The organism is Sphingomonas sp. So64.6b, from assembly GCF_014171475.1.
GTDB lineage: Bacteria > Pseudomonadota > Alphaproteobacteria > Sphingomonadales > Sphingomonadaceae > Sphingomonas > Sphingomonas alpina_A.
This window is the reverse complement of record NZ_CP048817.1, coordinates 3,066,068-3,090,044: the sequence shown is the minus strand read 5'-3', so window position 1 is coordinate 3,090,044 and position 23,977 is coordinate 3,066,068. Positions and strand designations below refer to the sequence as shown.

Here is a 23,977-nt window from a genome sequence, read left to right as displayed (position 1 = left end):
CCATAACCAAAAAAGGGGCATTTCATGACTATCAGTATCCGTGCGCGACTGCTTGCCACCACTCTTTTGCTGATCGGTGCCGCCGCGCCGGCCTTTGCCCAGGAAGCGGCGCCGCAAGATCAGGCACCGCCGCCCGCCGCGCCCGAACAGGAAGCCGATGTTGGTCCCGACATTGTCGTGACCGGATCGATCCTGCGCCAGACCAGCACCGCGACGCCGTCGCCGGTAACTGTTTTGTCCGCCGAAACGCTCGACCAGCGCGGCATCTCGACCGTGCAGGACGCGATTCAGCAGCTGACCTCGAACAACGGCCCGGCGCTGACCAACTCATTCACCGCGAACGGAGCCTTTGCCGGCGGTGCCTCAGCGGTGTCGCTGCGCGGCCTGTCGACCAGCTCGACGCTGGTCCTGTTCGACGGCCTGCGCGCCGCTTATTTCCCGCTGTCGGATGACGGCACGCGCAATTTCGTCGATCTCAACACCATCCCTGACGATATCGTTGAGCGGATCGAAGTGCTGCGCGATGGCGCCTCGTCCAGCTATGGCGCGGACGCGATCGCCGGCGTGGTCAACGTCATTACAAAGCGCCAGTTCAAGGGCGTCTCCGGTCGTGCGGAAGCCGGCATTTCGCAGGACGGCAATGCCGCCAATCAGCGGCTGACCTTGACCGCCGGCATCGGCGATCTCGATGACAAGGGCTTCAACGCCTATATCAGCGGCTTCTACGTGCGCAGCGAAGCGCTCTACAATCGGGACATACCCGCGCCGTACAGGACGGATGATCAGCGCGGCATTTGCAACAGCATCGCCTGCGGGCCGAACAATGTCCTTAATGGCCTGGACGAAGACGGCGCGTTCGGCATCTTCAACCCGGTGGTCAGCGATTTCTACGTTACGCCGTTCGATGCGGCGAACGCCAATGCGCTGGGCCGCCCGCAACTGCTCAACCCGGCGCGCGGATGCCTTAATGGTCCGGGCCATATTCTGACCCCCGCCGAATTGGCGAACAGCGCCGCCAACCCGACCTTCGCGTGCGAGGAGGATCAGACCTTGCGCTATGGCCAGGTGACGCCGGCGCTCGAACGCTTTGGCGGATCGGCGCGCTTTACCGCCAAGGTCGGCGACGATGCCGAAGCCTATATCCTGTTCAATTTCCAGCAGAGCTCAAGCGCGTTCACCGGGCTGCCGGCGGTGGTCCGCGCCAATGCCAATGCCGGCATCCTGTACCCGCGCTTTTCGACCTCGGCCGGCGGCGCGGCGAACGCGCCGGGATCCGGTCCGCTGACCTTGCCGGTGTATGTCTGTGCAGCGCGGGTGAACTGCAATGCGGTGAACGGCACGCTCAATCCCAACAATCCGTTCGCGGCACTGGGCCAGGTCGCCCGTCTCTCCGGCCGGCTGAGCGACACGCTCACTCAGAACGAGACACGCAGCCGGGTATACCGCGTCGCCGCCGGGATCAGCGGTACGATGTTCGGCGACTGGGATTACAAGGTCGAAGCGACGGCAATGCACAACGACTTGCGCCGCACCACCAATGGCTATGTCTATATTCAGCATCTGCTCGATGTGATTGCCGATGGCAGCTATAATTTCGTCAACCCGCAGCTCAACAGCCAGGCGGTGCGCGATTATCTCTCGCCGGAAAACGTCACCGATGCGTCCTCCGACCTTTACCAGGGGCAGGTGACACTGGGTAAGGCGCTGTTCGACCTGCCCGGCGGTCCGCTGCAGCTCGGCGTGGGTGCGTCAATCCGCTACGAGGCGATCGATGCGCCCAGCGCGAATGACGATTATAACGGCCCGACTCAGCGCTATTTCACGCTCAACGCCTTCGGCACCTCGGGCAGCCGCACGGTCTATTCGGCCTTTGCCGAGCTGAATGCGCCGATCGTCGAACAGTTCGAGGTCAACCTGTCCGGCCGCTACGATAAATATTCGAGCGGACAGAGCACTTTCTCGCCCAAGATCGGCGCCAAATTCACGCCGATCAAGCAGGTCGCCATTCGCGGCACCTATTCGCGCGGTTTCCGCATCCCGAGCTTTGCCGAGGCCAATGCGCTGCCCACCACCGGCTTCGTGCCGCTCCTGCCGGCGAGCCTGCCCAATTCGTTCCTGCAGCAATATGGCGCGGCCTGCACTAACACCAATACGCCCGCCTGCCCGGCCTATCTGACCGCGGCGACCCTTGGTCAGACAGTCCTGGCGTCACCCGATCTGAAGCCGGAAAAGTCGCGCAGCTTCACCGCCGGGATCGTGTTCGAGCCGATCCGCAACCTGACCTTCACGGTCGACTATTATAATATCAAGAAGACCGGCGCGATCACCCAAGCCTCGACCAGCGCTGCGATCGCGGCCTATTATGCCGGCCAGCCTATTCCGGCCGGGTTCCAGGTGATTGCCGATGCGCCGTCTCCCGCTTTCCCCAATGCCCGGCCGCGCATCGCCTTTGTGCAGTCGCAGCTGATCAATTCGGACACGATCCGCTCCGAGGGCATCGACTTCTCGGCCAGCGGGTCATTCGACCTCAGCGACCGGATCCATTTCAGCACCTCGCTGGAGGCAAGCCTCATCCTGGATCTCAGCACCAGCTTTTCCGATGGCACGGTACAATCCTATGAAGGGACGCTCGGCAATTTCAACCTGACCGCCGGCTCGGGCACGCCGAAATGGCGCGGCAGCTGGCAGAACACGCTGACGGTCGATCCCTTCACCCTCAGCGCCACCGCGAATTATTTCGGTGGCTATAACCTGTCGGCGGAGGATCAGGATGGGCCAGGCAATGGGCCAGGCTCGTCGGGCGGTTGCGGCCTGGCGCCGAAGCCGCGTTACGTGCCCTGCGACGTGAAGCGCTACATCACGCTCGACGCGGTAGGCAGCGTCAAGGTCAACGACCATTTCACTTTCTATGTGAACGTCCTGAATCTGTTCGACACGCTGCCGCCGGTCGATGTCGTGACCTATGGTGCGACGCTCTACAATGCGGTGCAGGGCGGCAATGGCATTCTCGGCCGCCAGTTCCGCGCCGGGGCGAAGTTCAACTTCTGACCGTCACGTCCGGCGTGGCGATGCCGCGCCGGGCGACCTGAAGCGGGAAGGGGCGGATGTCGCAAGGCATCCGCCCTTTTCGCGTGCGTTTCAGCGTAAGTACAAATTGGCGAGCGCCACCCATCCCCGTTCGTGCTGAGCTTGTCGGGCCGAAAGCGTCCGTAGGCCAACCACCGTTCTTCTTCTTGGCGAACGGAGAGTGTGGGTCAGTCCTTTTCCGACCCACCATCCGGCTCGAGCAACAACTCTCGCAATCGCCGCGCATAGACCCGCCCCGTCGCAATCCGCGTACCGTCGGTCAGGATGACGTCGCGCCGCCCGGCGGGCGTGCGGCGAATCTCGGCGATGCGCGACACCCGCACCAGCGCCGCGCGGCGCACGCGCACGAATTGCGCGGGATCGACCCGCGCCTCGAACGCGCGGATCGACAGGCGCAGCAAATGCGAAGTCGTGCCGGTATGCAGCCGGACATAATCATCCTCGCTGCTCACCCAGTCGATCAGGTCGAGCGAGACCCGCATCAGATTACCGGTCACGCCACGGATCCACAATTCGGTTTCATAGGGCGACCGAGCCTTGTCGTGGAACTCGGCGCGCAGGTCGCTGATGATCGCGCGCATCTCCCGCACCTGGCCGACCGAGGTGTCGGCGAGCAGCCGCGCCCGGGCGCGCTCGATCGCTTCGGCCAGGCGTGGCGGGTCGATCGGTTTCAGCACATAATCGACCGCCGAAACCTCGAACGCGCGGATCGCGAAATGGTCGAACGCGGTGATGAAGATCACCGCCGGCGTCACGTCCTTCGGCAGCCGGTCGAGAATGTCGAAGCCGGTGCCGTCGCGCAGGCGGATGTCGAGCAGCACGATATCCGGCCGCCGCTCCGCGATCAGCGCGACCGCCGCGTCGCAACTGCTCGCCGATCCGACCAGCCGCGCACCGGGCACGCCGCGCAGCACGATCTCCAGCCGGCGCAGCGCAAGCGGCTCGTCATCGACCGTGACGATGTCAAAGCCGCTCAGCCCGGCGGAGGCGCCGAACCCGGTCATCGCACGAAACCGAGCGGCAAGATGATGCGGACTTCGAACGCATCCGCCCCGGGCAGCACGGTCAGGCTTTGTGCCGCGCCATAATGTTCGTCCAGCCGCTCGCGCACATTGGCCAGGCCGATGCCATGGTTCGGCGCTTCGTCCAGCCCGGCATTGATAGTGCCGCTATTGGTGATGCTGATCGCCAGCCGCTCGCCCTCGCGCCGCGCGGCGATCGTGATCGCGGTCGGTGGCGAGGATTTCGCCACGCCGTGCTTGATCGCATTCTCGACCAGCGGCTGCAGGATCAGCGCAGGCACCGCGGCGGCGGCGAGATCGTCGGGCAGCGTAAAGCTGACCGCCAGGTCGGGATAGCGCATCTGTTCGATCGCGAGATAACGCCGGTGCAAGTCGAATTCCTGCGCCAGCGCGACATCGATCAGCGGATCGATCGACAGGGTCGACCGGAAAAAGGTCGACAGGCCGGTCAGCATGCGTTCGGCATCCGCGCTCTTGCCGTCGAGGATCAGCGACGAAATCGAATTGAGGCTGTTGAACAGGAAATGCGGATTGATCTGGTTGGACAGCGCGCGCAGCTTGGCATTGTGCGCCAAGTTGCGCAGCTCGGCCGATCGCTGCGCTTCGTCCTTGGCGTCGAAGCTGTATTCGATCGCCAGATACAGGCCGGTCCAGGCGATGAAGAACCAGGTCCAGAGCTGCAGTGTGGAAAAGGCGCTGGTCCAGTCGAGAATGGCGAGGTGAAAGGGTTTGCCCCTGAACCAGGCGAAGCAGAAATAGGTGAACCAGGCATAGCTTTCTGCGGTGACCGCGGCGGTCGCGGCGAGGATCAGCGCGCGGGCGCGGAACGGACGGTGCGCCAGGCGGCGCAGCAGCCGGTGAAGGCCGTAGCACAAGGCGATCCCGACCATGACGACAAAGGCCCGCACCCCGGCCGCGGCGATCGGCTGGGTGCCGCCATCAAGTATGCTGCCGATGGTGATGATGACATAGTTCGCGCCCCACATCGTCAGTGTCAGGCTGATCTTGGCGCGCATCTCCGCCGCGGTCTGGACGCGACCGCGCTGCACCGTCGATTCCTCGACATAAAAGGGCTCGCGCCCATGATCCGGGTTCAGCCCATCCATCGGACTCGTGTGTCGCAAATCGCTGTCCATGTGTCGACCGACGCTCACCCGCAGCAAAGCGACGTTGGGCGGGGTTCCGCTTAAGCAAATTCGATCTGAGTTGATCCACTCCCTTCCGTTCGCCCTGAGCCTGTCGAAGCCTGTCCTGAGCGCCTGCCTTGACAGGCAGTCGAAGGGGGCCGTTCTTCTTCTGCTGCCTCTGCCGCAAGAGAGAACGGGGCTTCGACAGGCTCAGCCAGAACGGAAGAGGGTGGATCAATTCAACTCGAAACTGCTCTAGCGCCGATCGTCAGCCCTGAGATACCGCAGCGTGATCAGCGCCATCGGAATGCCGACACAGACGATGTGCGCGAACAGCGCGGTGCCGATCGGCCATGGTGCGAGGCGCGGGAAATTGCCCCAGCGAAGCGGTACCACGATCCAGTACATCACGCCGTAGAGCAACAGGCCATAACCGGTCCCCGCCAGCATTGGCCGGACCCGGATCGCCGCAATGCGGCTTGCCGCATGGACGAACACGGCAACCATCACCGCCATGATCGCGAAATGGGTCAGCAGGCCGATCGCCGCACCGGCCAGGCCGGTATCGCGCATGCCCGCGCCGAACGGCCCGGAGGCGACGGTGCGCAGCACTTGCACCGGCGTCGTTCCCCTGATTCCGGCAAACACGAACGCGCTGAGAATGTCGAGCGCGCCACACACCAGGGTCGCCGTGACCGCCGCGCGTGACCGTTCGAGCGTCATGAATTCATTCGCCCCATTATCGTGCGCATGGCTATACCGTTGACCCAACTACTGCCGTCATGCTGAACTTGGTTCAGCATCCAGGCGCGGTCATCCGCCCCTTGGGTGTCGTCTTTTTGGCAACTGGCCGCGCATGGATGCTGAAACAAGTTCAGCATGACGGTGTTCGGCTGGAGGGGACAATCACCTTGTCATCCCCGCGGCGATATCGCCCGACCCGCCGATCCATAACGATGTCGACCCCCTGGCATCGGGCTCGACGCGCAGCCTCAGGCCCCACCCGCGCAACACCTCGACCGGATCGGGCGCGCCGGCCGCGGCGAACTTGCGCCGGATGCGGAATATGTTGACCGACAGATGGGCCGCGCTGGAGCCGACGTCAGCGAACAACGCGGCGATCTCCCCTTGCGTCGCGCGGCCGCGCCGCACGAGCAGCGCAATCAACGCCGTCTCGGTCGGCGACAGGCCCATCGGCACGCCGTGACGCAATATCTCGATCGGATCGTCCATCAGGGTCAGCGCACCACGCCGCGCGATCGCCGTCCGACAGTCGATCACCGGTCGCCAGCGCGCGCCCGGCCGCTCCCCGAAAAACGCCGATGATGCCAAGCGACCCCTCCCCAACCGGTTCGCCGCCACAAGGCGTCGCGCCGGGGGAAAGTCCAAGGTCATAGCGGCCCAGTGCCGCCACGCGGCGGGCCAAGCTGCGTGGTTGCGGGCGAACGGCTGTTTGGTGTGGGTGAGTGGCTGGAGAGCACTGGATGGCCGATCAGGCGATGGAACCGATTTGGATATGATGGCGATCGAGGTCTGGCGCCGATTGGATTGGTGTTTATGCTGATCCGTGGGTCGGTGCGCGATCGATCTGGGGGGCAGCATGCAACAAAAACAGAAGCTTTTGGCGGGTGCTGCCTGCCTCACGCTGGTCGGGGGCCCGGCGGTCGCGCTGGCGCAGAAATTATGGTGGGACACTTGCCCCGGCGAAGTGCGGGCCGGCACCGAAGAGTTTAGGGGTTAAGTAAACTGTCACCGTAATCTTGTCACCGTAATCTAAACTGTCAACGTAATCTGGAAAGCATCGCCCGTGCCATCAGGTTTCCGCAATAGAGATGTCAGATTAGGTACGTATGACAGAGATTTAAACCGAGTTGGTGAGTAATCATGCGTTTATGGGATATTTCTCCATCTGTCCAGATATCCGGATCCAGACTAAGGCAGGACGATCTTGAGGAATATTGTTCTTCTATGGTAGTTTTTATTAGGGAACTTATCAATATTAACTCAATAGTTGACCTAAAAGTCAAATATTGCGTACCAGATTCTACAGACATCTCACCGGTATTTGTGGACGGACATATAATTATCGATAGAGATGTGAACAAAATAGTCTATCCAGCCGTCAGTGGCGAAATGGAAATTAAGATTAAAGGAAGTGATTGCCGTTTTTTATCTTTTGGTTTTGACTACGATGCCTGGATATGCGTCCGGAATTCCGACATAATCCCCCCGCCATCAAAATTACTATTACTCAGTGATATAAGCACAGATTTAATTGAAACGGATTGGTATGATCTATAGTGCTGTATTGAACCTATAGTATTGGTGGTTAGGTAAAATGTTACCGTAATCGTAGCAGGACCATAGGGAATTATTTATGAAGAATTTCGTCGGTTGGGCAGCCGCTCTATGGGCTGTGGCTGGCTTGAATTCTTGCTTCCCCTCTGAGCAAGGGTCAGTATCTGTAGCTGAGCGCCGAGATAGCTTTCTTGTGACTGTTAATTCGACGCATATAAATGGGCTATGCTATTCTCCAGAATCCATTTTAACGAATGGGTACTTAATAGTTGATGGTGTCAACGCAAAGCATCCTGTGCATATTAAGAAGGTATCTGCAAAAGACGTAGAAGGTCTAAATGACATATCATCCAAACCTCGAAGCGGAATCCTCGGTTATTCTATTAATGTTGAAATCCCTAAAGACTCTGTAATGCAAAATAATTTCTATTTTCAAGTCGTGCTATTTGATTGTAGTTTATCAACTGTTCCATCAACCAATATAAAACCTATTTTAATATTGAGTGCCGTCGTAAATTTGCCCGTGCAGGATCATGTGACAGAGAATTACGGGCGATTACGGTGACAGTTTACTTAATCCCTAAACTCGCCTAACCTTCGCTCATGGCTCGCCTGTCCCGCCTCGTCGTCCCCGGTCTCGCACATCATGTGACGCAGCGCGGCAATGGCCGTCAGGCGACGTTCTTCGAGGACGGCGACTACGCGCTGTACCTCGACCTGTTCGCCGAAGCCGCCGTGCGCGCGAATGTCGAGGTGTGGGGCTATTGCCTGATGCCCAATCACGTCCATGCGATCGTCGTGCCCTCGGATGAGGATGGGCTGAGGCGGACCTTTGGCGATCTGCACCGGCGCTATACCGGCTTCATCAATGCGCGCGCGCGACGGACCGGACATTTGTGGCAGGGTCGGTTGGGATCGGTAGCGATGGACGACGCAGATGTGGCGTATGTCTTGCGCTATGTGAGCCTCAATCCGGTGCGAGCGCGGCTGGTCGCAGAGGGGTTATTGCACGTGTCGCCGTATTCGAGCTCAGAAATTAATACCTCCAGATTTACTCCTGGATTTAATCAGTCGGGGCAGGTCGGTCGTGCCCCACCCCCGCCGCCTCGCGCATATGACCTGTGCACCCAGCAGTTGGCTTGTTGATTATGTGGCTTCAAAGATGGCCGACTATAACCCGAAGTTTGGCTGTCGCCTTGGTTGGGGTGGTGTTGTTTTTAGCGGAGGGTTGCGGCACCTCTCGCTAGATTCCGCAAGGCACGAATGGCTATTATGCGGGTTACATTACAAGCGGTAGCAAGTTCGATGTGACCGTTGGAATGAATCGGAGAACGGCGAGGGCTGTACTTGAAAAACAAGGATTAGAATATCTTGATGGGGGTGAATGCGGCTTCACTATTGACGAAGCTGTGAGTTGCCGCTCCGATCAGCAAAGTGATGCTTACGCATTAAGCAGTACCTTTCGGCGAGGCCGTGTCTTTCTACTTCGGAAAAATGAGGTTGTGACAGCTATCGTTTGGAAATTCCATCTTCTGCCTACCATAGATTTCTAGAATTACGGAATTACGGTGACAGTCCACTAATTGCCGTCGCTCGCGAGTAGATTATGATGCGTTGCGGCATAGAAAAGTGGACTGTCACCGTAATTCGTAAACCCTCTTAGCGGATGGGTTAAACCGAGGGCCATGAGCTCTTGCGCTAAGGGATTAAGAAAAGACAGTGGAATGAATTACAGTATAGCGGAGGCTAGATGTTCAGGATTCTGATGGCTATACCTTTAGCTTTAATGATCTATGGATGCGGGTTTTCTCAAAAAATAACGAGGATATCTATTGATGATTGTTGGGGGTATTTAAAGAATGATTCCGCAGTAGAGGGGACTGCGGAGCTTGTTTATTTTTATAAAGCTGGCACATTGTTGCTTAATAGAAAATGCCCAAAAGAATCCATTGGGGCTGCGGTTATACCGAACGATAAATTTACTATAATAAAAGATTTTTTAGAGGAGAAAAGATCTCACGATCAAATGGCAGTCACTGTTTCAGCCAAAGTAAAAATAAAAGGTACTATATTTAGAAACGATCCAAATGGGAATCCATTGATAAAAACATCAGAAATATATATCTACACCGATAGCCTAAAATAATTTTAATTACGGTAAAACGTGTAGGAATACGTGAAAATTACGGCGACACGTGCAACAACCCCTTTACTCCACGTCATGCATCGGAATTACGGTGACAGTCCACTAATTGCCGTCGCCCGCGAGTAGCTTATGATGCGTTGCGGCATAGAAAAGTGGACTGTCACCGTAATTCCGAAGGAGAGTTAAGGGGTTGTTGCACGTGTCACCGTAATGGAAAAGCAACTGCAAGTCCTAGAAATACTCAGGTGACGTGTTTTTCCAGCAAAAGCCATATTAATTGTAGGTAAATATATGAACCATAAGGTGAAATTCCGACCGATTATGTCGGCCGTCATATTAGCGGCTCTTCCGGTAGCGTGCTCCCCTTCGCGAGAAAAGGCTCATTCTGAGAATAAGAGTGAGGCGTCTCGCAGTTGTGCTACCCGCCTAAATATACCGAAAGTCAATGATAAATCTCAATACGAGTACTGGCATTTACTAGTAAGTAAGTATGGTAATAAAATATGGAATGGTCAGGATGTAGATAACGAAACTTTAAGGAGATACATGCTTGAGCTTTCAAAAATGCCTGCTGCCGCCGGAAAGCTGGTTATACACATTGAACCTGAAGTATCATGCGACACTATTAAAGATATTGGTGAGATAGTGAGTAACAGTCTCCTTTGTTCTGCGAATAGATGCACGCAGGATCGATGGAATTATAATAAGCCAATCGTAAATTGAGTGCATTACGTGTGGGGTTACGGTGACAGTTTACTTAACCCCCAAACTCACCTAGCCCTCATTCATGGCCCGTCTGTCCCGCTTGGTAGTCCCCGGTCTCGCGCATCACGTGACGCAGCGCGGCAATGGTCGTCAGGCGACGTTCTTCGAGGATGGCGACTACGCGCTGTATCTCGACCTGTTCGCGCAAGCCGCTGAGCGCGCGAATGTCGAGGTGTGGGGCTATTGCCTGATGCCCAATCACGTCCACGCAATCGTCGTGCCCTCGGATGAGGACGGGCTCAGGCGCACCTTCGGCGACCTGCATCGGCGCTATACCGGCTTCATCAATGCGCGCGCGCGACGGACCGGGCATTTGTGGCAGGGGCGGTTCGGGTCGGTGGCGATGGACGACGCGCATGTGGCGCATGCCCTGCGCTATGTGAGTCTCAATCCGGTGCGAGCGCGGAATTACGGTGACACGTGCAATAACCCCTTTGTTCGGCGCTGCGTGTCGCTAGCCTGATCCAATGGCCAGACTCGCGCGCATCGTCCTTCCGGGTATCCCGCATCACGTGACGCAGCGCGGTAACCGGCGCGAGCGGGTGTTCTTCGAGGATGGCGATTATGCGCTATACCTGGATCTGCTCGCCGAGGCGGCGGAGCGGTCGCGGGTGGCGATCTGGGGTTATTGCTTGATGCCCAACCATGTCCACATCATCGCCGTGCCGAGCGACGAGGACGGGCTGCGCCGGACGTTCCGGTACGTCCATCGCCATTACACCGGCTATATCAACGCGCGCCTGCGAGTGACCGGGCATTTGTGACAGGGCCGCTTCAGCTCGGTGGCGATGGACGAAGCGCATCTGGTCAGCGCGCTGCGTTATGTCGCGCTCAATCCGGTCCGGGCGAAGCTGACCGATCGGGCCGAGGACTGGCGCTGGTCGAGCACCACGGCGCATATTGCCGGCGAGGGGGATCGCTTCGTCGATGTCGCGCCGGCGCTGGAGCGGGTGGGCGACTTTACGACTTTCCTGGGCGGGGCGTTCGACGATGCAATGGGCTATGCCGCGCTGCGCAAGGCCGAGAGTATCGGGCGCCCGGTCGGTTCGAAGGAGTGGCTGGCGGATATGGAGGAGCGCAGCGGCCTGCCCCTTACGCCGCGCAAGCGCGGGCCGGCGCCGAAGGAGAGTTAAGGGGTTATTGCACGTGCCACCTTAATTCCTTCATAGATATACTAAAAAGCGAGGATTAGATGGTGAAGGATGCCCAGCTAGCTACGGCTTCAATGGTTGTTAAATACCCAGGATTGTCTCTATTTTGATTTCGGTTGCATCGATTACATTTACTGTCACATTAAAGAATTGGCATATCCACCCTATTTATGGTTGGATACTTTCTATAGTCATGTTATTAATTTGGATGTTTGTAAGTTTCTGCGCGCGCAATCGTGTGCTGAATTTATTACTTTTTTACATTAGTATTATACCAATACTAATTTCTCCCATTACTGCATTTCTACCTTCAAATCATTGTGTTACATTTGGAGAATGTATACTTTGAGAGGTGCGCTTCTGCAATCCATGATTTGCATCGTACACAAATTATTGTGCATGATGTCTCACACGTCTCTGGGCATCTGATCCTTTGCGATGGCCGCGACTTGGGATTACGGTGACACGGAATTACGGTGACATGTGTGGACTGTGGAGTGCACCCCCGTGATGAGACACAGTTAACACGGCCTCCCAAACCACATGACCCGACCGCGAATTACCGCGACACCCCGCCTGTCAGGAGCGCGGCGGTTTCTTGCTCATCTGCGCCCATCGCCCGCCATGCGCGAGGTTCAGCGCGTCCATCGGCGCGATGGCATGGCGACCCTCTTCCTTCCACACCACGCGCATGCCCGGCGGCACCGCATACCAGTCCCCGCCGGGTTGCCGGATGAGATCGCGCGAACAACGTTCGCAGCGGGTGAAATACAGCCCCTCGTTCAGGACCGGCGCGCCGCCCTGATGCCCGAAAATCCGGCAGCGCAACGTCGTGGCGAAGGGTTTGACCATGGCGGCGACATGCTTAGCAGCGGATTGACTACCAACAAGTTTCACCAATTACGGTGACAGTTTACTTAACCTCTAAACTGTCTAACGCCTCTCAATGGCCCGCCTGTCCCGCCTCGTCCTGCCCGGCTTGGCCCATCACGTGACGCAGCGCGGCAACCGGCGCCAGCGGGTGTTCTTCGAGGATGGCAAATAGCCATCATCGCATCTGGCGCAGGGACAACCTTGCGAATGCCGATCAGTCCGTCCATCAATTGCTCGTTGAAGACGGGGGCGATTGGCATGAATTTGAAGGGCTTTGCATACGCTTCGATAGCGCTTCTCGCGTTTCAGGGCTGCTCGGCGTCCTCGCAAACCGCACCGAAAATTGGTGTCTATGGCTTGTCGTCTCAACGCATCTCCGGTGCCGAGTCCGTGCGTGCGCCTGGGGTGTCCGGATTTGCCCAAGTTTCAGTTTTGGTGACCGTCGATGTGGACGGGAATGTCGTCGATGCAAAGGTCGTGGACGACAGGTTCAAGGGTGATGCCAGCGCCGCTTTGGCCGCTGCGAAGGAATGGAAGTTCCGGCCGCAATCTTTCGACGGCAAACCGATTCAGGCGCTAGGCGAAATTACGATTGAATTTGATCCCCCGGAATTTTCACCTGACGCGTCCGTGCCGTTCCCGACCGCTGCGCCGGGGGACATTGAAATCACCCTCGAACGAAGCGCTTGTTTCGGGACTTGCCCGGATTACCGGGTGACTATTACGGACGACGGAAAGGTCCGCTTCTCCACCCGCACAATGAATTTTCCCGGCACTGCAGCGGAGGTGCACAGGATGTTCAACGGCGAGAACGTCCTGTGGGCGGGGACGCATGACGCCGAGGTCAGCCCGCAAGCCGTTGCAGTCCTGATTGAGAGATTTCGGGACGCTCACTTCATGGGCATGAAGCCGGAATATTTCGCCGGGGTAACCGACAATCCGACTTATGCTTTGACGCTCCGCGTTGGGAAAACGACCAAGCGCGTGGTCGATTATGTCGGCAAGGAGGCAGGAATGCCTGCTGGCGTCACGGCTCTGGAAAATGCCGTGGATCAACTGGCGGGAACTGATCGATGGGTTCGCGGGAACGCTCAAACGATCGCGTTGCTCAAGGCCCAGGGCTTCGACTTCAAGTCACGAGACGCTGCGCAGCTCGTCCGATCCGCGATCCAGTTGAACAATTGGCCCCCAAACCAGGCTGGTGCCAATGAACTGATCCAGGCAGCAATCGCAAACGGGTTGGATTTTTCAACTTCCGTCAACATAGGGGTTCGCGGGCGGTCGAAAGAAACCGCAACCATCGGCTCCGTGATCGCATCTTATGCGGCAGAAACCGGAAACGAAGCGTTGTTCGAGGACATGTCGCGCGCAGGGCAAGTCGCGCGGATGAGCAAGAAGAGCCTCGATTCGGCATTGCTTAGTGGCATGGGGTGCAGCGCCCGCATTGCCAAAGCTCTCGTTGAAGCCGGAGCAAATCCCAAGGCCGTTGGCGAAAACGGAAATGCGTTGCATGCGCTCCGGAGCAGCTACGGACGTTGTGCCTATGCAGGGAGCGCCAAACGGGTTGAAATGGCCGCAGCGCTTGTCGCTCTCGGTGTTCCGTTGGAGGCCAAAGACAATATTGGTTGGACGCCACTGATGGGTTGCGATGATCCGGCAGTGACGCGGATTCTCCTGAACGCAGGAGCCAACCCCAACGCCAAAGACGGCGACGGGACGACCGTCGTGCTGTCTGTGGATGACGACCGGGTCGTGCTTACCTTGCTTCGTGCGGGTGCCGATCCGAAGGCAAAGGATCGTGACGGTACATTGCGACAACAGGCCCGCAAACGACACTGGCCAGGAACGCTAAACTGGCTCGATGAGCACGGCATCCAGTAGTTATGTGTGCCGAATCGAATGGCTCACAACTCTCGACGTACGCAAGGGCAGGACGTCGGCACCCGACAGGCGTGGGCCTGTGCCGAAGAAATTAGGGGTTAAGTAAACTGTCACCGTATCCCGTAATTCAAACTGTCACCGTAATTCTATGCTAATAATATGAAATTTTCTGTAAGGTAGAAAAAATTGATTGAAATTTTGATTATATTTATTTTTCTGTATTCATCCGCTCGTCTCCAAGAGTCGAGGATAAAATATAATCCTCCGGTATTTGAAAATATACAAAGCTCTAATAATCTAGGGAGGCTGTATGGAAATTTAATTTTATACAATAAATCCATTAGAGCTGTTTCTTTAATTTGTTTGGGATCTCTCTCATATTTTGTCTTTTTTGTTGAAGCATCAATATTGCTAAAGATCTTAGCGGGAGTTCTTATAGTTTTTTTCTTGTTATCCTACGGTATGTCAGTTTCTTGGAAGTACATGATCAAGAAAATCAAATAAGAATAGAGTTCGGTGGCACGTGTGGAGTGCGCCCTTCGACTGAGGCACGCATTACAGTGACATCGCGTAACCGAAGTAGCTTCCCCCACTAACCCCGCGACCGCCCCTTGCTCATCTGCGCCCATCGCCCACCATGCGCGAGGTTCAGCGCATCCATCGGCGCGACGGCGTGGGGACCCTCTTCCCTCCACACCACGCGCAGGCCTGGCGGCACCGCATACCAGTCCCCGCCGCGCTGCCGGATGAGGTCGCGTTCGCAGCGTTCGCAGCGGGTGAAATACAGCCCCTCGTTCAGGACCGGCGCGCCGCCCTGATGCCCGAAAATCCGGCAGCGCAATGTCGTGGCGAAGGGTTTGACCATGGCGGCGACATGCTTAGCAGCGGATTGGCTACCAACAAGTTTCACCGGTCGGGCAAAGCCCGCAACATCACCCTCCTGTCGCATGCCAGGCTCGATTCACATCAATTCCCGGCGCGGCCATGCCTGCTTCCCGCGCGGCGCATCTCGCGTGACAATCGATCCGGCCGACCCGTTGAATCGACCGGCCCCGAAACCGAGCGGAACCCCGACAGGACCGAGCATGACCGCCACCCCCGACCCCTCCCGATATTCCCGTAAGCGCACCGTAAGATTCCCGCGCCGCCGCGCCGATTTTCCAGTAAAATCTCCCGTGGAATCCCGTAAAACCCCCAAAAAACCATTGTCCCGTAAACCTCCCGCAGCGGCGCGAATCCGGCACGCGGCGAAGCGGCCGGATCGACCCGTCATATCGGCCCGACTCAATCTGCCCGAAACGCGCCGGGCGTGACGCCGGCGGGCGGCTCTGTCCGGGAACCCGCCGGCACCGTGCGGAATGCCGCATGAAAAATCCGTCGCGTGGCGCACACCAACCCGGTTTGCATATCCGCGCGTCCCTCCTAAAGACGAGGCCAGGATCGAGAGGCCAAGATGTCAGAAGATAGCAACGTCCAGTTTTCCGAGCGCGAGGCGCTGCTGTTCCATTCCGAAGGACGGCCGGGCAAGATCGAGATCATCGCGTCAAAGCCGATGGCGACGCAGCGCGACCTCGCGCTCGCTTATTCGCCTGGCGTCGCGGTGCCGGTGCGCGCGATCTATGAGGATCCCGCGACCGCGTACGACTATACCGCTAAGGGCAATCTCGTCGCGGTCATCTCCAACGGCACCGCGATTCTCGGCATGGGCAATCTCGGCGCGCTCGCCTCGAAGCCGGTGATGGAAGGCAAGGCGGTCCTGTTCAAGCGCTTCGCCGATGTCGACGCGATCGATATCGAGCTGAAGACCGAGGATGTCGACCGCTTCATCGACGCGGTCGAATTGATGGAGCCGAGCTTTGGCGGGATCAACCTTGAGGACATCAAGGCGCCGGAATGCTTCATCATCGAACAGACGCTGCGCGAACGCATGAACATCCCGGTGTTCCATGACGATCAGCACGGCACCGCGATCATCACCGCGGCCGGGCTGATCAACGCCTGCCTGCTCACCGGACGCCACATGAGCGAGGTCAAGGTGGTGGTCAACGGCGCAGGCGCGGCGGCGATCGCCTGTACCGAGCTGATCAAGGCGATGGGCGTGCGCGCCGACAATGTCATCATGTGCGACCGTTCCGGCGTGATCTATCAGGGCCGTACCGAGGGCATGGACCAGTGGAAGTCGGCGCATGCCGCCAACACCACGACGCGCACTTTGACCGAGGCGCTGGTCGGCGCCGACGTGTTCCTCGGCCTGTCGGCGGCGGGTGCACTCAAGCCCGAAATGGTCAAGGACATGGCGCCGCGCCCGATCATCTTCGCGATGGCCAACCCGGATCCGGAGATCACCCCGCCCGAGGCGATGGCCGCGCGGCCCGACGCGATCGTCGCGACCGGGCGGTCGGACTATCCCAACCAGGTCAACAATGTGCTCGGCTTCCCGTTCATCTTCCGCGGTGCGCTCGACGTGCGCGCGACGGGGATCAACGATGCGATGAAGATCGCCGCCGCCAACGCGATCGCCGAACTGGCGCGCGAACGCGTGCCGGAGGAGGTCGCCGCGGCCTATGGCGTGCAGCACAGCTTCGGCCCGGCCTATATCATCCCCGCGCCGTTCGACCCGCGGCTGATGGAGAATGTGCCGGTCGCGGTGGCGAAGGCGGCGATGGATTCGGGCGTCGCGACCAAGCCGATCCTCGACATGGAGGCCTATCGCCAGACGCTGCGCGGGCGATTGAACCCGACCACGTCGGTGCTGACGCTCGCGTATGAAGGCGCGCGCGCGCATCCCAAGCGCGTGCTGTTCGCGGAGGGCGAGGAGGAAGTCGTGCTGCGCGCGGCGATCGCCTTCCGCGAGGGCGGTTACGGCACGCCGGTCCTGGTCGGGCGCGACGATGTGCCGGAACGGCTGAAGGCGCTCGGCGTGCAGGACCCGGAGAGCTACGAACTGCACAACAGCCGCAATTCGCCGCTCGTACCCGAGATGGTCGATTTCCTCTATGGCCGGCTGCAGCGGCGCGGTTATCTGCGCCGCGATTGCGAGCGGATGATCAATCAGGACCGCAACATCTTTGGCGCGGTGCTGCTTCAGCTCGGCCATGCCGATGCGATGATCACCGGCATCACGCGGACCTATGCGCACACCATGCGCGAAGTGCGCCGCGTAATCGATCCGGAGGTCGGGCGCACTCCGTTCGGCATCCATCTGATGGTCGGGCAAAGCCATACCGTGTTCATGGCCGACACCACGATCAACGAACGGCCAAGCGCCGAGGAACTGGCCGACATCGCCGAAGGGACCGCGACGGTCGCGCGGCGCATGGGTCACGAACCGCGCGTCGCGTTCCTCAGCTATTCGACCTTCGGCAATCCCGAGGGGCGCTGGCTGGAGAATATCCGCGCCGCGGTCGGCGTGCTCGACGGGCGGGGTGTCAGCTTCGAATATGAAGGCGACATGGCGCCGGACGTTGCGCTCAACCCGAAACAGCTGGCGAACTATCCCTTCGCGCGGCTCTCCGGCCCGGCCAATGTGCTGATCATGCCGGGGCTGCAAAGCGCCAACATCTCGGCCAAGCTGCTGCGCGAACTGGGCGGCGACGCGGTGATCGGCCCGATGCTGGTCGGCATGGAGAAATCGGTCCAGATCGCGCCGATGACCAGCACGGCAAGCGAACTGGTCACGCTGGCGGTGCTGGCAGCAGGCGGCATCGCGCGCTGAGGCCACCCTCTCCCTTTGGGAGAGGGATTCATGTGACGTCCTTCAATCGCCGGGTCAGCGATCATACATATCGGTCGTCGTAGCGGTCCTGACTTCCGGACCGCACGCTCATGGACCGAATTGATGACCGATCTCACGCCGGGCGGCATGCCCTTCTATCTGTTGATTGCCGGTGTCGCGGTGCTGGTCGTGCTGGCGCGCCGGATCCGCATCGTCGGCGCGCTGCTGACGATCGGCCTGGTCGGGGTGACGCTGGCGCTGCTGATCCCGCTGGCGACCGAGCGCGCCAAGGTCGATCCGGCGTTCGAGCGAGTGGTCAAGGCGCTCAACCTCGGCGGTTCGGAGCAGCAGGTGGTCGGCAAGGAGATGCGCGTGCCGATGGCGCGCGATGGGCATTTCTGGGTCAAGGTGCGGATCGGTGATGCCGAACGGCGCATGCTGGTCGACAGCGGCGCGACGGTCACCGCGATGTCGCAGCGAAGCGCCGAGGCGGCCGGGCTCGAGCTGGAGCGGTCGGTCTTTCCGGTCGTGCTGCAGACCGCCAACGGATCGATCCCGGCGATGACCGCGACCGCGCCCGAACTGCGCATCGGCAACATCGTCGCGCGCGACTTGCCGATCGTCGTGTCGCCGGCGTTCGGCGACATGGACGTGCTGGGGATGAATTTCCTGTCGCGGCTGAAGTCGTGGCGGGTCGAAGGCCGCACGCTGATCCTGCAACCGCACCACCCGCAGGCGGTGGGGTAGCTCGCTTTTCCCCTCTCCCCTTGTGGGAGAGGGAGGGAGCGACGCAGTTGCGGAAGGGTGAGGGGGACGGCGCGGTGCCGCTCCCGCCACTCCCCCTCATCCAACTTCGGCTAGTTCGCTTCGCTCTCAAGCCTCCGTATCCTTCTCCCACAGGGGGAGAAGGAGTCACGCGTCGATGCTTGTCCCGACCGCCGCATGCACCAGCCCGCCATCGACGGTGATCGTGTCGCCGATGACGTAATCCCCCGCACGGCTGGCGAGGTAGATGGCGGCGCCGGCCATGTCCTCGGCGACGCCGATGCGCTTCGCCGGGATGCCCTTGGCGATCTCTGCGCCATGGTCGCGCGCGGCCTTGTTCATCTCGCTGGCAAAGGCGCCCGGCGCGATCGAGGTGACGTTGATCGAATCCTGCACCAGTCGCGCGGCCATGCGCTTGGTCAGGTAGATCAGCGCAGATTTCGACGCGTGATAGCTGTATGTCTCCCACGGGTTGAGCCGCTGGCCGTCGATCGAGGTGATGTTGATCACCTTGGACGGGCGGTCGGGGCGGGCGGCGTTCTTCAGCGCCTGATGCAGCGCCTGAGTCAGGAAGAAGGGCGATTTGACGTTGAGGTCCATCACCTTGTCCCAGCCTTTTTCGGGGAAATCCTCGAACGGTTCACCCCAAGCCGCACCGGCATTGTTGACCAGGATATCGAGGCTGTCGCTATGTTCGGCAAGCTGCGCGGCAAGCGCCTTGCAGCCGGCGACGGTCGACACGTCCTGCGGCAAGGCAATGCACTTCTCGCCCAGTTCCTTGGCGGTCTCGAAACAGGCATCGGCTTTGCGCGCCGAGATATAGACGGTCGCGCCTTGAGCGATGAAACCCGCCGCGATCATCTTGCCGATGCCACGCGAGCCGCCGGTGACGAGCGCGACGCGGCCGTCGAGGCGGAAGAGGTTGGTGGTGTCCATAGTGAGTCTCCTGAAATAGCCCTCTCCCCTCCGGGGAGAGGGTTGGGAGAGGGGCAGTGTGTTTCAATGACTGTGCCGGACTGCCCCTCTCCCGACTTCGCTTCGCTCGTCTGCCCTCTCCCCGGAGGGAGAGGGCTAAGAAAGCGTCATCCCCCGCGCTTGATCGTCTCGCGTGCGATGATCAGTTGCTGGATCTGGCTGGTCCCTTCGTAGATGCGGAACAGGCGGACGTCGCGGTAGAGGCGTTCGATGCCGTAATCCGCGATATAGCCTGCGCCACCGAAGATCTGCACCGCGCGGTCGGCGACGCGGCCGACCATCTCGCTGGCGAAATATTTGGCCGCCGCCGATTCCATCACCACGTCCTTGCCGGCGTCCTTGGCGGCGGCGGTTTCGAGCACCAGCGCGCGCGCGGCGAGCGCTTCGGTCTTGGAATCGGCGATCATCGCCTGGATCAGCTGATGCTCGGAGATCGCCTTACCGAATTGCTTTCGCTCGGTCGCATAGGCGACACAGTCGGCGATCAGCCGCTCGGCGACGCCGACGCACACCGCGGAGATGTGCAACCGCCCACGATCAAGCACGCGCATCGCGATCTTGAAGCCTTCGCCCTCCGCGCCCAATCGGTTGGCGGCGGGCACGGGGACGTCGTCTAAGATCACATCCGCGACCTTGGCGCCCTTTTGCCCCATTTTCTTTTCGGATTCGCCGATCGACAAGCCGGGCAGGTCGCGTGGTACGAGGAAGGCGGAAACGCCGCGCCCGCCGGCTTCCTCGCCGGTGCGCGCCATGACCGTGAACAGGTCGGCCTTGTCGGCATTGGTGATGTAACGCTTGGTGCCCGACAGGCGATAGACATCGCCGTCTCTGACCGCACGGGTCTTCACCGCGCCCGAATCGGAACCGACATCGGGTTCGGTCAGCGCGAAGCTGGTGATGATCTCGCCGCTGGCGATGCGCGGCAGCCAGGCCGATTTCTGCTCGTCATTGCCGGCCATCACCAGCCCCTGGCTGCCGATCCCGACATTGGTGCCGAAGCTCGAGCGAAACGCTGGCGTGGTGCGGCCGAGCTCGATCGCGACGCGCGCTTCCTCCGCCATGGTCAGGCCGAGACCGCCATATTCCTCCGCGATCGACAGCCCGAACAGGCCCATTTCGCGCATCTCGGCGATCACCTCCGGCGGGATCGCGTCGGCCTCCTCGACCGCGCCCTCGAGCGGGCGGAGCCGTTCGGCCACGAAGCGGCGCACGGTGTCGATCAACGCGTCGAAGGTTTCGGGATCGAGTGCCATAAATCCTCATCGTCTTGAGCATGGGGCCAAGCCCGCGCCGATCCGGACGTGGTAGTGTCGGGCAACGCGTCCCGCAAACCCGAAATTCCAAAAGCGCGCGATTGACCGCGCTGAACCCCATACTATGCTACCCAAAACACGACCCCAAGAATATCGCCCCAGGAGAATGTGATGCGTTTTACCGGCAAGAATGCCGTCGTTACCGGCGGCGCTTCGGGTATCGGCCGCGCGACCGCGCTGCGACTCGCCGAAGAGGGCGCCGAGGTGTGGATCGGCGATATCGACGAAGCCGGAGGACAGGAGGTCGCCGCGCTGTCGAACGGCAAGATCCGCTTCCAACGCACCGATGTGATGCAGGCCGGCGAGATCGAGGCGCTGATGCGCGCGGCGGATTCGGCGGGCGGACTCGACGTGGTGTTCAACAATGCCGGCGCGGGCGGGTCGCGCGATCCGATCGATGTCATCAGCCCGGAGGACTGGGACCGTACCCAGGCATTGCTGCTACGCTCGGTCGCGCTCGGCATCCGTTATGCGGCACCGTTGATGATCGCGCGCGGGGGCGGGGCGATCGTCAACACCGCCTCAATCGCCGCCTTGCAGACCGGCGCGGCGCCAACCGCCTATTCGGTCGCCAAGGCGGGCGTGCTGCACCTGACGACGATGGCCGCGGCCGACCTCGCGCGGCACAATATCCGCGTCAACGCGATCTGCCCGGGTTTCATCACGACCAACATCTTCACCTCGGCACTGGGTATCGCGGGCGAGAAGCGCGCGCAGGCCAATGGCGCGATCAGCCATATCGCCGGGACGGCGCAGCCATTGCAACGCGCCGGCCGGCCCGAGGATATCGCCGCCGCCGTCGCCTATCTCGCCAGTGACGATGCGAGCTTCGTGACCGGCACGCACATCACCGTCGATGGCGGCATGACGATCGGCCCGCGCCATAGCTGGGATCCCAATGTCCCCTCGCTGTTCACCTCATTGGAGGCGTTCGTGTCGTGACCGTGGCGATCCAGGGCGCAGCGCCGCCCGCGCGCCGGCTCTCCCCCCGCACCACGCTCAGTTACGGTTTTGGCGCGGTCGCATATGGTGTGAAGGACAGCGGTTTCGGGACCTTCCTGCTGCTGTTCTACAATCAGGTGCTTGGCCTGCCCGCGGCGACCGTCGGACTGGTGATCATGGTCGCGCTGGTCGCCGATGCGCTGGTCGACATCTCGATCGGCTTCTTCTCCGACCGGACGCACAGCCGTTGGGGTCGGCGCCATCCCTGGATGTACGGCTCGGCCATACCGATCGCGGTCGGCTGGCTGCTGATCTGGAACCCGCCCGCGCTGAGCGAGCCGATGACTCTGTTGTGGCTGTTCGTCACCGCGATCCTCGTGCGCAGCGCGGTCTCCGCCTATGAGGTGCCTTCACAGGCGCTGACCTCCGAACTGACCGCCGATTATGACGAACGCACGCGGATCAGCGCCTATCGTTACCTGTTCGGCTGGGCCGGCGGGCTCGGCATGCTGCTTGCCGCCTATACGATCTTCCTGCCGACCGACGCCGCGCATCCCAAAGGACTGCTGGAGCGGGCGGGCTATGTCCAGATGTCGTGGGTCGCGGCGGGCGTGATGCTTATGGCAATCCTGACCTCGGCGATCGGCACGCATCCCGAGATCAGGCGGCTGCCCAAAACGCCCACCAACGGCTCGCTCGGGGCTGGCTTTGGCGAACTGATTGCGACGATCAAGAATCGCGGTTTCCTGGTGCTGATCGGGGCCGGGCTGATGGTCTATACCAATCAGGGGATCAGCTTTGCGCTGTCCAACTATCTCTATGCCTATGTCTGGCATTTCGGGAAGGGCGCGTTCATCCTGCTGCCCTTCGCGCTGTTCGCGGGCGCGGGCATGGCGTTCGTCGCGGCGCCGCGGATCGGGCGGCGCTTCGGCAAGCCACGCGCGGCGGCGGTGGCGATGACCGGCGCGGTGTTCCTGCTGACCCTGCCCTATTGGTTGCGGCTGGCGGGCTGGTTTCCGGCGCCGGACGATGCGCGGATGGTGCCACTGCTGCTGACCATCTTCTCGTTCAATACCGCGTGCAACGTGTCGGCGATGATCCTCGGCGCATCGATGATGGCCGATGTGGTGGAGGATTCGGAGGCGCGGACCGGGCGCCGCTCGGAAGGGGTGTTCTTCGCTGGCTCATTCTTCATCCAGAAATGCACCAGCGGCTTCGGCATCGCGCTGGCCGGACTGATCCTAGCCATCGCGGGCTTTCCCGAGGCGGCAAAGCCCGGGCAGGTGCCGATCGCGACGGTCGACCGGCTGACCATCGTGTTTATCCTGGTCTATATCGGGCTGGGGGTGACGGGCGCGTTCCTTTTCAGCCGGTTCCCATTCGGCCGGGTCGAACATAATGCGCGGCTCGCGGCGCTGGCGACGGCGGAGCAGGAGGGGGCGGAGCAGGAGGGGGCGACGCATACGCCATGAGCGCCGGAGCAAGGCATGATGAGGAAGATGCTCGCCATATGACAGATTTGCCGGATCAAGCACTGGACGACGAGTGGCAGACGCGGCTTTACGAGGCGGTCTACCGCCTTTCGGTCGAACTCAGGGATTTGAACGCAACCAACCCATGGCCGGACTAGGCCGTTCTGGGCCAAGCGATCAACACCTTGGCGACCGAGCTGTGGGATCGGTCCTTTAGTCAATCGGAGATCAAGGCGGCGTTCGCGAATGCAGCCGCCGATTTGCCTCGATATGCAGCGGGAAAAGAAGTGCGGCCTTGAGCGGCGCCTGCCGTTGCAACCCCATCGAGCCACCGCCTGATAACGCAGATTGAGGCTGGCGGCGCGGTTCTCGTCGGCGGTGGCGTGGCAGGTGTCGCCGCGTAGCGGAGGATGCCGCAAGGACCACCGAGGAGGGATGAACCAAC

Annotated in this window: 20 protein-coding genes; 12 read left to right on the top strand and 8 right to left on the bottom strand. The window is 60.3% G+C overall.

Going from position 1 to position 23,977, the window contains the following annotated elements; translation table 11 throughout:
- Positions 1-24 precede the first annotated feature (24 nt).
- Positions 25-3,048 (top strand): TonB-dependent receptor, encoded by a 3,024-nt coding sequence (locus G4G27_RS14855; RefSeq protein ID WP_183109377.1) that lies wholly within the window; start codon positions 25-27, stop codon positions 3,046-3,048.
- Between the two features lie 206 nt (positions 3,049-3,254).
- On the opposite strand, the gene G4G27_RS14850 is transcribed toward G4G27_RS14855, so the two are convergent.
- The 4 genes from G4G27_RS14850 to G4G27_RS14835 all read right to left on the bottom strand — a co-directional run bounded on the left by G4G27_RS14850 (position 3,255) and on the right by G4G27_RS14835 (position 6,568).
- Positions 3,255-4,091 carry a LytTR family DNA-binding domain-containing protein gene (locus tag G4G27_RS14850; RefSeq protein WP_183109376.1) on the bottom strand — a complete coding sequence of 279 codons (837 nt, stop codon included), beginning with the start codon at positions 4,089-4,091 and terminating at the stop codon, positions 3,255-3,257.
- Positions 4,088-5,233, bottom strand: a complete 1,146-nt coding sequence (locus G4G27_RS14845; protein WP_183109375.1) for a histidine kinase — start codon at positions 5,231-5,233, stop codon at positions 4,088-4,090. Before G4G27_RS14845 ends, G4G27_RS14850 begins: the two co-directional genes overlap by 4 nt.
- Positions 5,234-5,491: 258 nt before the next feature.
- Positions 5,492-5,959, bottom strand: coding sequence for a hypothetical protein (locus G4G27_RS14840; RefSeq protein ID WP_183109374.1), 468 nt, complete (start codon positions 5,957-5,959; stop codon positions 5,492-5,494).
- Between the two features lie 183 nt (positions 5,960-6,142).
- Entirely contained in the window at positions 6,143-6,568 is a 426-nt protein-coding gene (locus G4G27_RS14835) for a hypothetical protein (RefSeq protein ID WP_183109373.1), read from the bottom strand.
- Between the two features lie 1,045 nt (positions 6,569-7,613).
- On the opposite strand from G4G27_RS14835, the gene G4G27_RS14830 reads away from it, so the two are divergent.
- From G4G27_RS14830 to G4G27_RS24015, 6 genes are all read left to right on the top strand, one after another.
- A complete protein-coding gene (locus G4G27_RS14830) occupies positions 7,614-8,099 on the top strand; it encodes a hypothetical protein (protein WP_183109372.1) in 486 nt (161 codons plus the stop codon).
- Positions 8,100-8,137: 38 nt separating this feature from the next.
- Complete coding sequence (locus tag G4G27_RS14825) at positions 8,138-8,680, top strand: transposase (RefSeq protein WP_202049584.1); 543 nt, start codon at positions 8,138-8,140, stop codon at positions 8,678-8,680.
- A 604-nt stretch (positions 8,681-9,284) separates the two neighbouring features.
- The gene (locus tag G4G27_RS14820) at positions 9,285-9,680 is read left to right on the top strand and encodes a hypothetical protein (protein ID WP_183109371.1); all 396 of its coding nucleotides are present in this window, start codon (positions 9,285-9,287) and stop codon (positions 9,678-9,680) included.
- A 787-nt stretch (positions 9,681-10,467) separates the two neighbouring features.
- A complete protein-coding gene (locus tag G4G27_RS14815; protein ID WP_202049583.1) occupies positions 10,468-10,908 on the top strand; it encodes a transposase in 441 nt (146 codons plus the stop codon).
- 4 nt (positions 10,909-10,912) lie between these two features.
- A complete protein-coding gene (locus G4G27_RS24020; protein ID WP_202049582.1) occupies positions 10,913-11,209 on the top strand; it encodes a transposase in 297 nt (98 codons plus the stop codon).
- Positions 11,210-11,233: 24 nt separating this feature from the next.
- Positions 11,234-11,578 (top strand): hypothetical protein, encoded by a 345-nt coding sequence (locus G4G27_RS24015; RefSeq protein ID WP_202049581.1) that lies wholly within the window; start codon positions 11,234-11,236, stop codon positions 11,576-11,578.
- Between the two features lie 597 nt (positions 11,579-12,175).
- Here G4G27_RS24015 and G4G27_RS14805 read toward each other — a convergent pair.
- The gene (locus G4G27_RS14805; RefSeq protein WP_183109370.1) at positions 12,176-12,448 is read right to left on the bottom strand and encodes a hypothetical protein; all 273 of its coding nucleotides are present in this window, start codon (positions 12,446-12,448) and stop codon (positions 12,176-12,178) included.
- A gap of 279 nt (positions 12,449-12,727) precedes the next feature.
- Between G4G27_RS14805 and G4G27_RS14800 the strand changes: the two genes are divergently transcribed.
- Positions 12,728-14,350 (top strand): DUF6438 domain-containing protein, encoded by a 1,623-nt coding sequence (locus tag G4G27_RS14800; protein ID WP_183109369.1) that lies wholly within the window; start codon positions 12,728-12,730, stop codon positions 14,348-14,350.
- A gap of 592 nt (positions 14,351-14,942) precedes the next feature.
- On the opposite strand, the gene G4G27_RS14795 is transcribed toward G4G27_RS14800, so the two are convergent.
- Entirely contained in the window at positions 14,943-15,299 is a 357-nt protein-coding gene (locus G4G27_RS14795) for a hypothetical protein (protein ID WP_183109368.1), read from the bottom strand.
- Positions 15,300-15,803: 504 nt separating this feature from the next.
- Here G4G27_RS14795 and G4G27_RS14790 point away from each other — a divergent pair.
- Complete coding sequence (locus G4G27_RS14790) at positions 15,804-18,065, top strand: NADP-dependent malic enzyme (RefSeq protein ID WP_183109367.1); 2,262 nt, start codon at positions 15,804-15,806, stop codon at positions 18,063-18,065.
- Between the two features lie 123 nt (positions 18,066-18,188).
- Positions 18,189-18,812, top strand: a complete 624-nt coding sequence (locus G4G27_RS14785) for a TIGR02281 family clan AA aspartic protease (RefSeq protein ID WP_183109366.1) — start codon at positions 18,189-18,191, stop codon at positions 18,810-18,812.
- A 165-nt stretch (positions 18,813-18,977) separates the two neighbouring features.
- Here the strand turns inward: G4G27_RS14785 and G4G27_RS14780 are convergent, their stop codons facing one another.
- On the bottom strand, positions 18,978-19,766 hold the full coding sequence (locus G4G27_RS14780) for an SDR family oxidoreductase (RefSeq protein WP_183109365.1): 789 nt from the start codon (positions 19,764-19,766) through the stop codon (positions 18,978-18,980).
- A gap of 146 nt (positions 19,767-19,912) precedes the next feature.
- Positions 19,913-21,058 carry an acyl-CoA dehydrogenase family protein gene (locus G4G27_RS14775; protein ID WP_183109364.1) on the bottom strand — a complete coding sequence of 382 codons (1,146 nt, stop codon included), beginning with the start codon at positions 21,056-21,058 and terminating at the stop codon, positions 19,913-19,915.
- A gap of 171 nt (positions 21,059-21,229) precedes the next feature.
- Between G4G27_RS14775 and G4G27_RS14770 the strand changes: the two genes are divergently transcribed.
- Positions 21,230-22,060, top strand: coding sequence for an SDR family NAD(P)-dependent oxidoreductase (locus G4G27_RS14770; protein ID WP_183109363.1), 831 nt, complete (start codon positions 21,230-21,232; stop codon positions 22,058-22,060).
- The gene (locus tag G4G27_RS14765; RefSeq protein WP_345940647.1) at positions 22,057-23,532 is read left to right on the top strand and encodes an MFS transporter; all 1,476 of its coding nucleotides are present in this window, start codon (positions 22,057-22,059) and stop codon (positions 23,530-23,532) included. Before G4G27_RS14770 ends, G4G27_RS14765 begins: the two co-directional genes overlap by 4 nt.
- Positions 23,533-23,977: the final 445 nt, after the last annotated feature.

What these genes read in the sequence shown, in the direction of transcription:
- G4G27_RS14855 (WP_183109377.1), top strand. Translation starts at nt 25, where the DNA reads ATGACTATCAGTATCCGTGCGCGACTGCTTGCCACCACTCTTTTGCTG.
- G4G27_RS14795 (WP_183109368.1), bottom strand. Translation starts at nt 15,299, where the DNA reads ATGCGACAGGAGGGTGATGTTGCGGGCTTTGCCCGACCGGTGAAACTT.
- G4G27_RS14800 (WP_183109369.1), top strand. Translation starts at nt 12,728, where the DNA reads ATGAATTTGAAGGGCTTTGCATACGCTTCGATAGCGCTTCTCGCGTTT.
- G4G27_RS14805 (WP_183109370.1), bottom strand. Translation starts at nt 12,448, where the DNA reads ATGGTCAAACCCTTCGCCACGACGTTGCGCTGCCGGATTTTCGGGCAT.
- G4G27_RS14825 (WP_202049584.1), top strand. Translation starts at nt 8,138, where the DNA reads ATGGCTCGCCTGTCCCGCCTCGTCGTCCCCGGTCTCGCACATCATGTG.
- G4G27_RS14815 (WP_202049583.1), top strand. Translation starts at nt 10,468, where the DNA reads ATGGCCCGTCTGTCCCGCTTGGTAGTCCCCGGTCTCGCGCATCACGTG.
- G4G27_RS14830 (WP_183109372.1), top strand. Translation starts at nt 7,614, where the DNA reads ATGAAGAATTTCGTCGGTTGGGCAGCCGCTCTATGGGCTGTGGCTGGC.
- G4G27_RS14840 (WP_183109374.1), bottom strand. Translation starts at nt 5,959, where the DNA reads ATGACGCTCGAACGGTCACGCGCGGCGGTCACGGCGACCCTGGTGTGT.
- G4G27_RS24015 (WP_202049581.1), top strand. Translation starts at nt 11,234, where the DNA reads ATGGACGAAGCGCATCTGGTCAGCGCGCTGCGTTATGTCGCGCTCAAT.
- G4G27_RS14790 (WP_183109367.1), top strand. Translation starts at nt 15,804, where the DNA reads ATGTCAGAAGATAGCAACGTCCAGTTTTCCGAGCGCGAGGCGCTGCTG.
- G4G27_RS14770 (WP_183109363.1), top strand. Translation starts at nt 21,230, where the DNA reads ATGCGTTTTACCGGCAAGAATGCCGTCGTTACCGGCGGCGCTTCGGGT.
- G4G27_RS14775 (WP_183109364.1), bottom strand. Translation starts at nt 21,058, where the DNA reads ATGGCACTCGATCCCGAAACCTTCGACGCGTTGATCGACACCGTGCGC.
- G4G27_RS24020 (WP_202049582.1), top strand. Translation starts at nt 10,913, where the DNA reads ATGGCCAGACTCGCGCGCATCGTCCTTCCGGGTATCCCGCATCACGTG.
- G4G27_RS14820 (WP_183109371.1), top strand. Translation starts at nt 9,285, where the DNA reads ATGTTCAGGATTCTGATGGCTATACCTTTAGCTTTAATGATCTATGGA.
- G4G27_RS14780 (WP_183109365.1), bottom strand. Translation starts at nt 19,766, where the DNA reads ATGGACACCACCAACCTCTTCCGCCTCGACGGCCGCGTCGCGCTCGTC.
- G4G27_RS14850 (WP_183109376.1), bottom strand. Translation starts at nt 4,091, where the DNA reads ATGACCGGGTTCGGCGCCTCCGCCGGGCTGAGCGGCTTTGACATCGTC.
- G4G27_RS14785 (WP_183109366.1), top strand. Translation starts at nt 18,189, where the DNA reads ATGACCGATCTCACGCCGGGCGGCATGCCCTTCTATCTGTTGATTGCC.